Raw genomic sequence first — 12,793 nt, 5'->3', positions numbered from 1 at the left:
CTGGGCAGGTGCCGAAAAGCGCCGCTATTTGAGAGCGGGCGGGAGTGTCTGTCAAGCAGATTTGCGGTTGGAGAGGGTAATAAAAACGCCCGCTGAATCGTCAGCGGGCGTTGAGCAGAGGAGCATCGCTTAGCGGCGGCTTTTGCGCGCCTCTTTGGTGCGATTAAGCTCGCGCTTCTTGGCTTTCTCTTTATCGCTGGCGCCCGCCATATGGTCGAACGGGTTATCGCCCGAGCGGAACTCGAAGCGCATCGGCGTACCGCGCACCTTCAACACTTTACGGAAGGTGTTGGTCAGGTAGCGACGATAAGCCTCAGGCAGCGATGCCGTCTGGTTGCCGTGTACCACGATAATCGGCGGGTTGCTGCCACCCTGGTGAGCCATACGCAGCTTGATGCGGCGTCCATTCACCATGGGAGGTGGATGCTGGCTGACTGCATCCTGCAGCAGCGTGGTGAGACGGTTGGTCGACCAGTGCGCGTTGGCGGCGTTAAACGCCCGCTCAATGGAGGGGTACAAGTCGCCCACTGCGGTGCCATGCAGTGCTGAAATAAAGTGCAGCTCGGCGTAGTCGGCAAAGCCCAGACGGCGCTTGATATCGGCGCGCATCTTCTCTTTGGCTTCGCTCTCCAGCCCGTCCCACTTGTTCACGGCCAGCACCAGCGCACGGCCGGTGGTGAGTACGTAGTCCAGCAGGTGCAGGTCCTGCTCAACCAAGCCGCTGCGGGCGTCCAATACCATGACCGCCACGTGGCTCTCTTTGATCGCATCCAGCGTTTTGATGATCGAGAACTTTTCGGCGATTTCACGCACGTTCTTACGCCGCCGAATGCCGGCGGTGTCGATCAGCACGTACGGCTTGCCGTTGCGCTCGAAAGGGATTTCGATAGCGTCGCGGGTGGTGCCCGCTTCATCGAACACTACCACGCGCTCTTCACCGAGCAGGCGGTTGACCAGCGTGGATTTACCCACGTTCGGGCGGCCAATCACGCCAATGCGAATGCCTTTGCTGCCTGTGTCGGCAGGAATGCTGGCATCCCGTTCGGGGAAGGGTTCAAGCACCGTATCAATCAGCAGCGATACGTTGCGGCCATGAGCGGCGGCAATCGGCCACGGGTCGCCCAGGCCCAGTTTCCAGAAATCGGCCATGGCCGAGTGCTCTTCCAGGCCGTCGGTCTTGTTGACCACCAGCCAGGTCTTCTTCTGGTTGACGCGCAGGTGGTTGGCAATCGCTTCGTCGGCGACGTTCAACCCGGCGCGGGCATCGACCAGGAACAGCACGATATCGGCTTCGTCTATGGCCGCGAGGGACTGCTCGGCCATCGCGGCATCGATGCCTTCTTCGTCACCGCTGATACCGCCGGTATCGATGACGGTGTACGCCTTTCCACCCAGCATGCCGTTACCGTATTTACGGTCACGGGTCAGGCCAGGAAAGTCTGCCACCAGCGCATCGCGCGAGCGGGTCAGACGGTTAAACAGCGTCGATTTGCCCACATTGGGGCGACCGACTAATGCAATGACGGGTGTCATGGAGTTACTTCCAGGGTTTCCAGGCGACCATTGTTGGCCTGGACATGAATGGTGCTGCCTTCAGTCACCGGGCGCACGCTAATGCCCGAATCATCGATACGGGTGCGGCCGACCAGGTTGCCTTCGCGGGCGTCGATGAGGTGGACATAACCCTCAAAATCACCCACGACGATGCGGCCATCGGCAAAGGCGGGGGCGGTGAGCCAGCGATCTTCCAGGTCATCGTTACGCCAGACCTCTTGGCCGCTGTTGGCGTCCAAGGCAACGATGTGGCTGTCGTCGCTGACCACAAATAAGAAGTCGCCAACCAGAATCGGCGTGTGGCGGCTGGAGAGGTTGGTTTCCCACAGCACACCGCCACGGGTCGCTTCCAGCGCAACCACACGGCCGTTGTAGCTAGTCACGAACAGGCGGCCATCGGGGCTAAGTACTGGCTGGCCAGACAGGTCCACTAGGCGCTCAACGTCGCTGCGTCCGCGCGGCGTGGCAATTTGCATATCCCACAGGGCCTGGCCGCTTCGGTTATCCAGTGTAGCGAGGCGGCCGTTGGCCAAGCCCACGAAGGTGACCGGGTCGATGACCATCGGCGTTCCGGTGCCGCGCAGCGTTAAAGCAGGCTGAGAGCTGGTATAGACCCAGCGCTCTTCGCCGCTGGCGCGGTCCAGAGCGGTAATTTGGCCGTCCACGCTCTGAACCAGCAGTAGCTGCTGGTTGGCTTGCGGAGCTGCCAGTACTTCGCTGGTGACCCGCGAACGCCAGGCAACGCTACCGTCGCGCTGGTCGAGGGCGATCACTTCACCGTTGCGGGTGCCCAAGTACACCTGGCCTGCAATCGCGTTCAGCGCACTAGAAATAGGGGTATCCAGCTCGACTTCCCACTCACGCTCGCCGCTGTTGGCATTGAACGCGGCCACTAGACCGTTGGTGTCTGCTGCAAAGACCGTATCGCCTTCACGGGATGGGGCGATGGGGTAGCGAGCGGGGCCAAAGCCATCGCCAACGCGGCGATCCCAAACGCTGTCCAGCGAAGAGGTTTCATCAAAGCTGCGCAGCTCTTTGGGCGTGAACGCTGGCTCACCTTTGCTGGCACAGCCAGCCAATAGCGCCAGCGCCATGGCGCCGAGCGTGGTGCGCATCAGATGTTTAGAAAAAAGCGGTTTTGACAGGCTAGTCGTCATCACTGTGTCGCCTCCTCGGCGCCGAGATCGTCAAGCTTGAACTGCACGCCGTAAAGCGGCTGGTTCTGCGTTTGGGCGATAGACTGCGCGGTTTGCCATGCATCGCGAGCCTGCTCTGGCTGGTTCTGAGCCAGGAAAGCATCGCCTCGCACGTTGGCTTGTTGAGCGGCCAGAGCATCGGAAATAGGCTGATCAAGAAGCGCTAGCGCGGCTTCCGGGTTGCCTTCAGCCACCTCAATACGCGCTAGGCGCAGCCATGCCAGGCTTTGCACATAGCGGCGTGAGGAGTTGCTGGCCACGTCCTGCAGTGCCTGCTTGGCCGCCGCAAGGTCGTCTTGCTGTACTGCGAGACGGGCCTCCAACAGCTGTGCCAGTTCGGCATACAGGGTGTTGCTGTAGTCGTCGGTAAGCTCATCAATCAGCGTTTGTGCCGCACTTAACTGATCCCCTTCCAAGGTGGTGCCAGCGGTCATGTTGATGAGCTGCTGGTAACGGGCAGAAGCTGCCTCTGACTTACCCTCTTGGTAGTTCTGCCATGCGTTCCAACCAAAGACGCCCGCCGCAGCGAGAACGGCACCGGCAATCAGCGAGGTCCCGTTCTCTTTCCACCAGCGTTTGACGACTTCTAGCTGCTCTTCTTCGCTTCTCAGCTCCGCCACGGGCGGCCTCCTGTTCCATGAGTCAGCCGCATATGCGGCTAACGAGTATTCAGCTGCCCAGGCAGAGCCGGGCAGTTACGTTAATGAGACGATACGTTTGGCAGTAACTCGCGAAGCGTCTCGGCCAGCGCTGCCTGGGCGACCTGCTGCTGCTCACGATCATCGCGGAGAAATTTCAACGTGGCGGTTTGGTTGGCAAGCTCGTCCTCACCCAGCAGAATCGCCACCGGTGCAGCGCTCTTATCCGCCTTTTTCATTCGGCTTTTAAAGCTTCCGCCGCCGCAGTGTAGCTGTAGGCGTAGAGAAGGCAGCGCACTGCGCAGTTGCTCAGCCAGGGTGAGGGCGGCCACGGTGGCACTGTCATCCATCGGCACTAGATAAGCGTCGCAGCCGCCTAGGGCCTCATCAGGTACCAAGTTGAGCGTTTCCAGCAGTAGTACCAGGCGCTCAATACCCATGGCAAAGCCCACCGCGGGCGTGGGCTTGCCACCGAGCTGCTCGACCAAACCATCGTAGCGGCCACCGGCACATACGGTGCCTTGGCTACCTAGAGCAGTGGTGGTCCACTCAAATACGGTGCGGCAGTAGTAGTCCAGGCCGCGCACCAAGCGCGGGTTGACCACGTACGGAATACCGGCGGCATCCAGCATCGCTTTGAGCTGCTCGAAATGCGCGCGGGACTCGTCGTCCAGGTGATCCATCAACTGCGGGGCCGCGTTGAGCATCTCGGCCATATCCGGATTTTTGGAATCCAGAATGCGCAGCGGATTGCTGGTTAAGCGTCGTTTGGAGTCTTCATCGAGAACATCTTGGTGCTGCTCAAAGTAGGCCACCAGTTTGTCGCGGTAGGCGGCCCGCGCTTCAGCGGAACCCAAGGAGTTCAGCTCAAGGGTCACGTGCTCCATTAAACCAAGCTCTTGCCACAGCCGTGCCGAGAGCAGAATAACCTCGGCGTCGATGTCCGGCCCATCAAAGCCGTATGTCTCTACGCCGACCTGGTGGAACTGACGATAGCGCCCTTTTTGGGGACGTTCGTGGCGGAACATCGGCCCTTGGTACCAAAGCCGCTGGGTTTGGTTATGCAGCAAGCCGTGTTCCATTGCCGCCCGCACGCAGCTGGCGGTGCCTTCAGGGCGCAGCGTCAGGCTGTCACCGTTGCGGTCGTCGAAGGTGTACATCTCTTTCTCGACGATATCGGTGACTTCGCCAATCGAGCGGGCAAACAGCGCGGTTTGCTCCACGATTGGCGTGCGAATTTCATCGAAGCCGTAGCGGTGCATCAATTGGCGTACTTTGCCCTCAAAAAATTGCCAGCGAGGGCTGTCGCTGGGCAATAGGTCGTTCATACCACGGATGGCTTGAATCTTTTTAGCGGCGGACTTGCTCAATGAAAACTCCTTTTAGGGGCGGCAGCGCAGAAGGCGAGAGGTACACCGCCTCTGCCAGCGAGGTAGGCGTTAAACGCTGCGCGCAATCGTATTCTCTTGCTGCTGCTCTTTTTGGCGCACTTTATCGCGGATCAGCTTTTCCAGATCGTCCACCAGATGATCGTTGCGCAGCTTACTCGCCGGTTTGCCATCGATGTAGACCAAGTTGGCTGGTGAGCCGCCGGTTAGGCCGATATCGGTCTCTTTAGCTTCGCCGGGGCCGTTGACCACACAGCCAATCACCGAGACATCCAGCGGCGTCATCACATCTTCCAGGCGCTCTTCAAGCTGGTTCATGGTGCTGATGACGTCAAAGTTCTGCCGCGAGCAGCTGGGGCAGGCGATAAAGTTAATGCCCTTGGCGCGCAGCTTCAGGCTCTTGAGCATATCGAACCCGACCTTGATCTCTTCCACCGGGTCGGCAGCCAGCGAGACGCGGATGGTGTCGCCGATACCGTCCATCAACAGCATGCCTAGGCCAATGGAGGACTTCACTGTGCCCGAACGCAGGCCGCCTGCTTCGGTGATACCCAGGTGCAGCGGCTGCTCGATGCGGGTGGCAAGGTCGCGATAAGCGGCCACCGCCATAAACACATCAGACGCTTTCACGCTGACTTTAAACTCCTGGAAATCGAGGCGGTCCAGGTGGTCAATATGGCGCATGGCGGACTCGACCAGTGCCGCAGGCGTGGGCTCGCCGTACTTCTTCTGCAGATCTTTTTCCAGCGATCCGGCGTTCACCCCGATACGGATTGGAATGCCGTGGTCGCGGGCGGCGCTTACCACAGCGCGTACGCGATCTTCCCGGCCAATATTGCCGGGATTGATGCGCAGACAGTCAACGCCTAGCTCAGCGACGCGCAGGGCGATTTTGTAATCGAAATGAATGTCGGCAACGAGTGGGACGGCTACGCGCTGTTTGATTTTGCCGAAGGCTTCAGCGGCGTCCATATCCGGCACGGAGACGCGGACGATATCCGCGCCCGCTTTTTCCAACTGTTGGATCTGGCCGACGGTGGCGTCCACATCCAGCGTGTTGGTGTTGGTCATGCTCTGTACGGAAATCGGCGCATCGCCGCCCACGGCCACATTGCCAACATGAATTTGGCGTGACAGACGGCGTTTAATCGGAGAAGGGGCGTGCATAAGACGGGTCACTCTCCCAGGGTAAAGCGGGCAACATTATTGGCACCGGCGCGCTCGGCAAGGTTGACGAGCTCACCTTGGTAGCGCAGTTCTACACCGGTGGCGTTGCCGACGGTTAAACGAAAAGGCGGCTCGCCCTCAACGCTCGCGGTGGTGCCGGGGGTTTGTAGGCCGACAAACACACGCTGGTTGTTGGCATCGAAAATCTCTGTCCAGGACTGCTCGTTAAACGTCAGCTCCAGCAAGTTGGGGTTAGCAGCGGGGGCGGCATCGGCCACCTCTTCAGCAGGCGCCTCAGCTACATCGGTCGCTGCGTCGGCGTCAACCGCTGGGGCCGCGGGTTCGTCGCTAGTGGCAGCGGTTGGCTCATCGTTGTCAGCAGCGGGCGCACTGCTATCGCTAATATCGCTGTCGGCGGGCTCGTCGCTGACCACATCGTTAGTCAACTCCTCCGTTGCGGCGGGCTCAGGTGTGACCACCGGAGTAGGCTCGGGAGCTGGCTCGGGTTCGCTGATGGGCGCTTCGTTCTCTTCCATAGCGGGTGAGGCGCCGATGCTCGGCGGCTCGCTGCCACCTCTGCTTTGCCACCAAGCAACCGTCACGGCAATCAGCCCGGCAATCACCAGCAGAGTGACTAACTTAAAGAGCCATGCGCCTACTTTGGATGGCGGCTTAGTCACGGTAACCGGGGCCACCTTGCGTTCGGCATCACTGGTGCCGTGGCGAACCTGGTAAGCCTCAAGCACCACACGTTCGTCCATGCCTAAATATTTGGCATAGGCGCGCAAGTAGCCGCGACGATACGCAGCGACGGGAATCTCTTCGTAATTATCGCGCTCTAGGCCATCCACCACGGCAGGGCGCAGGTTAAGTGCTCGGGCGGCATCCGTCAGCGGGACGCCCAGCGATTCGCGTTGACGAGAAAGCAACTCACCGGGGGTTGCTGTGCTGTGGGCCGTAGTAACGCTATCTTGTAACTGTGTGTCGCTCATAGCTGAGCATCCTTCAATAATGTGGTGATCAGGGCGGCAATCAGTTGTTTAGCAAGCGCTGGTAGTCGGCAGCCGCGGCGTCGTCACCGCGGGCGAGGGCGACATCAATCGCCAGTTCCAGTGCCGCTGGGTCTGGGCCGGCTAACTGCAGATAGTTCTGCAGCGGTGCCCAGGCCTGATCATAATTGCCCTGTGAAACTTCCAGTTCGGCTAACATTAAATACCCGCGTGGGTTGCGCGGGTCGATATTTTGCGCGCGTTGCAAACGTTCGCGCGCTTTATCAAATTCGTCTATTGCCAAATAGCACTGCCCCAGGTTGGTAAATAGCTGGGCACGATTGGCGTACTGGGCATCCTGAGATGCTATTTCTAACTGTTCGCAGGCCTGTGAAAACTGCGCCTGCTGATACAAAAACGCGGCGTAGTTGTTACGCGCGCGAGTAAACGAGGGCGCTGCATTCAACGCCTGCTGGAAGTAGCGGTTGGCAAGATCGCTCTCTCCCTGCTGTTGATAGACCAGCGCGAGCGCCTGAAGTGCCTCAGGGTGGCGCGGGTCCAGTTCAAGAGCACGATCAAGGGCATTCAACGCGCGGGGCAGGTTATCACGCTCTAGGTAGGCGACGCCAAGCTGGGTGTAGGCTTCTGCCGCGTCGGGGTTGGCGTCGTCACTGATCCCTTGGCCAGAGGTGGCGCAGCCCGCCAGCAGCAGGCTGCCAGCAAGCACGGACAGCATGGGCATCCTAAAAAGGGTAATGCGCCTGCGGTGACCGATCATCTACGCCCTCTTGAGTCGAAACTATTGAGCCAGTGCTGCAAGGTGGGTGCTTTGTAAGCACCCGGCAAAAGCGTGTCCATCAAAGCGCTGTGTCAGGTGGATGTCAAGACAGCAGCGATTAGTCAGCGTCAAGCTGAACGGACTGAATATAGCGTGCGCTACGCTTGGTACGGTCTTTTACGCGGCCCACTAGCTGACCACAGGCGGCATCAATATCGTCGCCACGGGTCATGCGCACGGTAGCGTTGTACTCTAAGTCGTACAGCCACTGTTGGAAGCGCATCACTTGGTTACGCGATGGCTTCTCGTAACCTGAGTTCGGGAAAGGGTTAAACGGAATCAGGTTGATTTTACACGGCAGCTCTTTGAGCAAAGCGGCCAGCTGTTCGGCGTGCTCTTGCTGATCGTTGACGTCTTTGATCAGCGTGTACTCAATCGTGACCTGACGGTTATCAGGGCACTTGGCCAGATAACGGTGGCAGGCATCCAGCAGCGCACGAATATTGTACTTACGGTTGATCGGTACTAGCTCGTTGCGCAGCTCATCGGTGGAGGCGTGCAGCGAGATAGCAAGGCTCACATCCATTTCATCGCCCAGCTTGTCAATCATCGGTACAACACCCGATGTAGAGAGCGTGACGCGGCGCTTGGAGAGCCCATAACCGTTATCGTCGAGCATCAGCTTCATGGCGGGCACGACGTTATCGAAATTGAGCAGCGGTTCGCCCATACCCATCATGACCACGTTGGTCACCGGGCGATTGGCGGTATCACGGCGCGGGCCAACACTGCGTTGGGCAACCCACACCTGGCCGATAATCTCGGCGGCGGTTAAGTTACGCTGGAAGCCCTGTTTACCGGTAGAGCAGAAGCTACAGTCCAGCGAACAACCCACTTGGGAAGAGACACACAGCGTGCGCCGCTTACCGTTTTCAGCGGGAATCAGCACCGTTTCTACGTAGCTGCCATCCTCAACCTCTAACACCCATTTACGGGTGCCGTCGCTGGAAGTACCTTCGTAGACAACGCCCGGGCCGCGAATTTCAGCGACTTGGGAGAGCTTGTCGCGCAGCGGTTTCGACAGGTTGGTCATCGCCGTGAAGTCGTCGATGCCTTCCTGGTGAATCCACTTCATCACCTGAGTGGCGCGGAATTTCTTTTCGCCAATTGACAAAAAGAAAGCTTCCATCTGCTCGCGGGAAAGCCCCAGCAGGTTCTGGCGTGCCGGTGCCGCTTGTTGGGCAGTCGCGCGGTCAGGAGTCGTGTTGGGGGCAGGCGTATGTTGAGCTACGGTGGTGGTCATGGCGGTCAGCGTTCAGAAAGAGGCGGGGGCAAAGCCCCCGCGAAAATGGCCGGCAACGAAGGTTGAAACGGCGGCGCTTGGTTTAGCGCGGGCAGATTTCGTCGTTACCGAAGAAGTAGCTAATTTCGCGCTCAGCGCTTTCCGGAGAATCAGAGCCATGGACAGCGTTGGCGTCGATTGTTTCCGCAAAGTCAGCGCGAATGGTGCCCGGAGCGGCTTCTTTCGGGTTGGTAGCACCCATCAGCTCACGGTTTTTAGCGATGGCGCCTTCGCCTTCCAGCACTTGTACAACTACCGGGCCAGAGGTCATGAAGCCAACTAGGTCTTTGAAGAAGGGACGCTCTTTGTGCTCAGCGTAGAAACCGCCCGCTTTCTCTTCAGAGAGGTGCATCATTTTAGCGGCTACGACGTTCAGGCCCGCTTTTTCAAAGCGTGCAATGATGTCGCCAATGGCATTTTTAGCAACGGCATCGGGCTTGATGATGGAAAGAGTACGTTCAGTCGCCATGCAGAAATCTCCTTAAAAGGGATAAAGCAGAAATTGCCGCCCCGGAAAGCCGGGGCGGCGCAGGAAAAAGTGGTCGGCTAGGGCCGTATGTTGCATCGGCTGCCGAGTGGCCGCGATTATAGCGCCTCCCGGGGGGTATGAATACCGGTGATATGCGCAACAGCCACGGCGGATAGCTTAGACTGTGAAGCTTTCACCGCAGCCGCACTGGTCTTTTACATTGGGGTTGTTGAAGCGGAAAAAGCGATTCAAGCCTTCGTTGACGTAATCCACTTCGCTGCCGTCTAGCATCTCGACGGCATCAGGAGCCACGTAGACGCTTGCGCCGTGATCTTCGAAACGCACATCGTCATCCTGTGCTTCATCGGCAAAATCAAGCACATAGCTGTAGCCGGAACAGCCGCTGGGTTTAACGGATACCCGCAGGCCTAGACCCTGGCCGCGCTCGTCGAGCACACGCTGAATTTGTTCAGCTGCAGCGGGCGTAATGTTTAGTGTTGCCATGGAGCGTTCTCCTTTAAGAAGTCGTTAGAAGTGCGTCAGGAGAGCGTCAGCCGCCTAACGTGCGGTCGCACGTAAGCCGCTCACCGCGTGGCGCAGTAGGGTTAATGCGTGGTCGATATCGGCCTCTTGGGTAAAGCGCCCAAAGCTAATACGCAGCGATGAGAGCGCGAGCCGACGGGGCGTACCAATGCCCAGTAGTACATAAGACGGGTCAACGCTTGCCGAGTTGCAGGCAGAGCCGGTAGACACGGCCACATCCCGAAGCGCCATCAGCAGTGCCTCGCCATCCACGCCTTCAAAAGCCAAGTTCAAGATGTTGGGAACGGCGTTCTCCAGTGGGGAGTTGGGGATGATGCCTTCCAGGTTTGATAAGCCGCTTAGAAAGCGTTCGCGTAGCGCCGCAATATGGGCCTGATCCGCGTCCTGCTGCTGTTGCATGACGTTAAACGCTTCACCCATACCGGCAATCTGATGAGTAGGCAGCGTACCTGAGCGCATGCCGCGCTCGTGGCCGCCACCATGAATGAGTGCCTCGACGCGAATATCCGGGTGGCGTTTCACATACAGAGCGCCGACCCCTTTAGGCCCGTAGGCTTTGTGGCCTGATAGCGACATCAAATCAATATGCTGAGCGACCACGTCGAGCGGAATACGCCCCACCGCCTGGGCGGCATCGGTGTGGAACGCCGCCCCGAACTCATGGGTGACTTCCGCTAGGGCGGCAATATCATGAATGCTGCCTAACTCATTATTCACCGCCATTAGCGATACCAGTGCCGTGTCGTCGCGCATGGCGGCACGCAGTTGCTCAGGGGTGATGCGTCCATCGTGCCCTGGGGTTAGCCAGGTGATCTCGAAGCCTTCGCTCTCCAGTGCCTTGGCGGTGTCTACCACCGCTTTATGCTCAATGCTGGAAGTGACAAGGTGCATGCCACGTTCGCGGTTAGCACGCATAAAGCCAATCAGCGCTAGGTTATTGGCTTCGGTGGCGCCACTGGTCCAGACGATTTCACGCGGATCAGCGCCGATCATATCGGCCACTTGGCGGCGCGCCTGTTCCACCACCTGCTCGGCCTGCCAGCCCAGCATATGGCTGCGGGAAGCGGGGTTGGCGAACAGCTGGTCTACCGTGAGGTAGCGCTGCATAACCTCAGCCACACGGCCATCGACCGGCGTCGTGGCGGCATAATCGAGATAAATGGGCAGCGAGGGAGTGGAGGTCATCGTCATAGATTCCAGCGTGCAGTAAATACCTTCAAAGGGAAGACGCGAGGATGCCAGCATCGACCCGCTGTTTTTGCCGGGTAGCGATGCGGATCACATCAGGGCGCTGTATCAACTGCGCCAGCGTAATATCGTCGAGAAAACTGCGAATTTGCCCGGATAGCTCGCACCATAAATGGTGCGTTAAACAGGTGTCGCCCTGCTGGCAGTCGGATAGCCCCTGGCAGCGGGTCGCGTCGACGGTTTCGTTGACTGCATCAATCACCAGAGAGACGCTGATCTCCTCGGGTGCTTTGGCCAGTAGGTAACCGCCACCCGGCCCGCGCACGCTGCTAACTAGCCCCGCCCGGCGCAGCCTTGCGAAGAGTTGCTCCAGGTAAGAGAGCGAGATCTCCTGTCGCTGGGAGATATCTCCCAGGCTGGTAGGGCCGCTGGGGGCGTTAAGCGCCAAATCCAGCATGGCCGTAACGGCGTAACGGCCTTTTGTCGTCAAGCGCATAGCAGGTACCTCGTCGCTGAGCTTTCAGCGCGCTGGCAGCAAATGTTGCGCCATTATGGAAATCCTGAGTGCTTTGGTCAACTATTGCGCGTGGTGCTGCTTTCCGGTGATGGGCTGCTGCGCTCCTGGGCAGTATGACCAAGGCCAGGGCAGCCGGTATCGTTTTCATCCAGAATATCGGCAAAGTCCTCATCTCGCAGAGCCGGTAACTGGCCATCGCGGTAGTTGGCATCGAGCTTGCGAAGCGTTGAGCACATGCGCTCGATACGCTCGTCCACGGCGTGCATGTGATCAAGCATGGCCTGCATCGAGCGCGCCACCGGGTCTGGCATGTCTTGGCTGACGCCATAGGCATCGAAACCAAACTTCTGGCAGATGGCTTCCCGGCGGGCCGGGTCGATATCCAGCGCCTCTTCCACATCCGGGTCGGCGCGTTTGACGATTTTGCCGGGGATGCCGACCACCGTTGCTCCCGCTGGCACCTCTTTTGTAACTACCGCGTTAGAGCCAATTTTGGCACCTGCGCCCACGGTAAACGGCCCTAGTATCTTGGCGCCGGCACCAACAATCACACCATCTTCCAGCGTAGGGTGACGTTTGCCTTTGTTCCAACTGGTGCCACCCAGCGTCACGCCTTGGTAGAGCGTGACGTTATCGCCCACCTGTGCGGTTTCACCAATCACCACGCCCATGCCATGGTCGATAAAAAAGCGCCGCCCAATGGTTGCACCTGGGTGGATTTCAATGCCGGTCAGCCAGCGGGAGAAGGTCGATAGCGTCCGTGCCAGCCACTTAAAGTTCTTTTTCCACAGCCAGTGGCCGCAGCGGTGTAGCAGCAGGGCGTGTAGGCCGGGATAGTTGGTCAGCACCTCAAGAAAATTACGTGCCGCCGGGTCGCGGTCAAATACGCTATTGATGTCTTCACGCAGGCGTTGAAACATGGGTGATCCTTGGGCGTTAAGGGAGGCAGCAGCAATACAGTATTGGAATATGGTGAGTGCAAAGCGGCAGTCAAAAAGGCGATGTTGGGGCGCGTTGTTGTAAC

The 12,793-nt window shown here is 58.9% G+C and carries 13 protein-coding genes; all 13 read right to left on the bottom strand.

All coding sequences use genetic code 11. The annotated features are described in order from the left end of the window. Nucleotides 1–129: 129 nt before the first annotated feature. Nucleotides 130–1,533 carry a ribosome biogenesis GTPase Der gene (gene der, locus ACIGG6_RS13040; RefSeq protein WP_172415906.1) on the bottom strand — a complete coding sequence of 468 codons (1,404 nt, stop codon included), beginning with the start codon at nt 1,531–1,533 and terminating at the stop codon, nt 130–132. Beyond that, entirely contained in the window at nt 1,530–2,711 is a 1,182-nt protein-coding gene (bamB, locus tag ACIGG6_RS13035; protein ID WP_399844928.1) for an outer membrane protein assembly factor BamB, read from the bottom strand. The genes der and bamB overlap by 4 nt, the downstream gene beginning before the upstream one ends. After that, on the bottom strand, nt 2,711–3,370 hold the full coding sequence (locus ACIGG6_RS13030; RefSeq protein WP_399844926.1) for a YfgM family protein: 660 nt from the start codon (nt 3,368–3,370) through the stop codon (nt 2,711–2,713). The genes bamB and ACIGG6_RS13030 overlap by 1 nt, the downstream gene beginning before the upstream one ends. A gap of 80 nt (nt 3,371–3,450) precedes the next feature. Beyond that, nucleotides 3,451–4,758 carry a histidine--tRNA ligase gene (gene hisS, locus ACIGG6_RS13025; protein WP_399844923.1) on the bottom strand — a complete coding sequence of 436 codons (1,308 nt, stop codon included), beginning with the start codon at nt 4,756–4,758 and terminating at the stop codon, nt 3,451–3,453. Between the two features lie 69 nt (nt 4,759–4,827). Then, entirely contained in the window at nt 4,828–5,943 is a 1,116-nt protein-coding gene (gene ispG / locus ACIGG6_RS13020; RefSeq protein WP_399844921.1) for a flavodoxin-dependent (E)-4-hydroxy-3-methylbut-2-enyl-diphosphate synthase, read from the bottom strand. Nucleotides 5,944–5,951: 8 nt separating this feature from the next. Then, on the bottom strand, nt 5,952–6,935 hold the full coding sequence (locus ACIGG6_RS13015) for a RodZ domain-containing protein (RefSeq protein WP_399844919.1): 984 nt from the start codon (nt 6,933–6,935) through the stop codon (nt 5,952–5,954). A 40-nt stretch (nt 6,936–6,975) separates the two neighbouring features. Further along, entirely contained in the window at nt 6,976–7,710 is a 735-nt protein-coding gene (pilW, locus tag ACIGG6_RS13010; protein ID WP_399844918.1) for a type IV pilus biogenesis/stability protein PilW, read from the bottom strand. Nucleotides 7,711–7,828: 118 nt separating this feature from the next. After that, complete coding sequence (gene rlmN, locus ACIGG6_RS13005) at nt 7,829–9,013, bottom strand: 23S rRNA (adenine(2503)-C(2))-methyltransferase RlmN (protein WP_083025235.1); 1,185 nt, start codon at nt 9,011–9,013, stop codon at nt 7,829–7,831. A gap of 82 nt (nt 9,014–9,095) precedes the next feature. Next, nucleotides 9,096–9,521, bottom strand: a complete 426-nt coding sequence (gene ndk / locus ACIGG6_RS13000) for a nucleoside-diphosphate kinase (RefSeq protein ID WP_399844915.1) — start codon at nt 9,519–9,521, stop codon at nt 9,096–9,098. Between the two features lie 177 nt (nt 9,522–9,698). Then, complete coding sequence (locus tag ACIGG6_RS12995; RefSeq protein ID WP_058579867.1) at nt 9,699–10,025, bottom strand: HesB/IscA family protein; 327 nt, start codon at nt 10,023–10,025, stop codon at nt 9,699–9,701. Nucleotides 10,026–10,079: 54 nt separating this feature from the next. Continuing rightward, nucleotides 10,080–11,255: an aminotransferase class V-fold PLP-dependent enzyme gene (locus tag ACIGG6_RS12990; RefSeq protein ID WP_399845001.1), complete on the bottom strand. Its 1,176-nt coding sequence runs from the start codon at nt 11,253–11,255 to the stop codon at nt 10,080–10,082. A gap of 25 nt (nt 11,256–11,280) precedes the next feature. Further along, nucleotides 11,281–11,748 (bottom strand): Fe-S cluster assembly transcription factor, encoded by a 468-nt coding sequence (locus ACIGG6_RS12985; RefSeq protein WP_253502209.1) that lies wholly within the window; start codon nt 11,746–11,748, stop codon nt 11,281–11,283. Between the two features lie 77 nt (nt 11,749–11,825). Beyond that, entirely contained in the window at nt 11,826–12,689 is an 864-nt protein-coding gene (cysE, locus tag ACIGG6_RS12980) for a serine O-acetyltransferase (protein ID WP_083025239.1), read from the bottom strand. Between the last annotated feature and the right edge of the window lie 104 nt (nt 12,690–12,793).

The sequence above is a fragment of the Vreelandella lionensis genome, assembly GCF_044543515.1.
Lineage (GTDB): Bacteria > Pseudomonadota > Gammaproteobacteria > Pseudomonadales > Halomonadaceae > Vreelandella > Vreelandella lionensis.
Note: the sequence above shows the minus strand (reverse complement) of the source record. Positions and strands in the feature narration are given on the sequence as shown.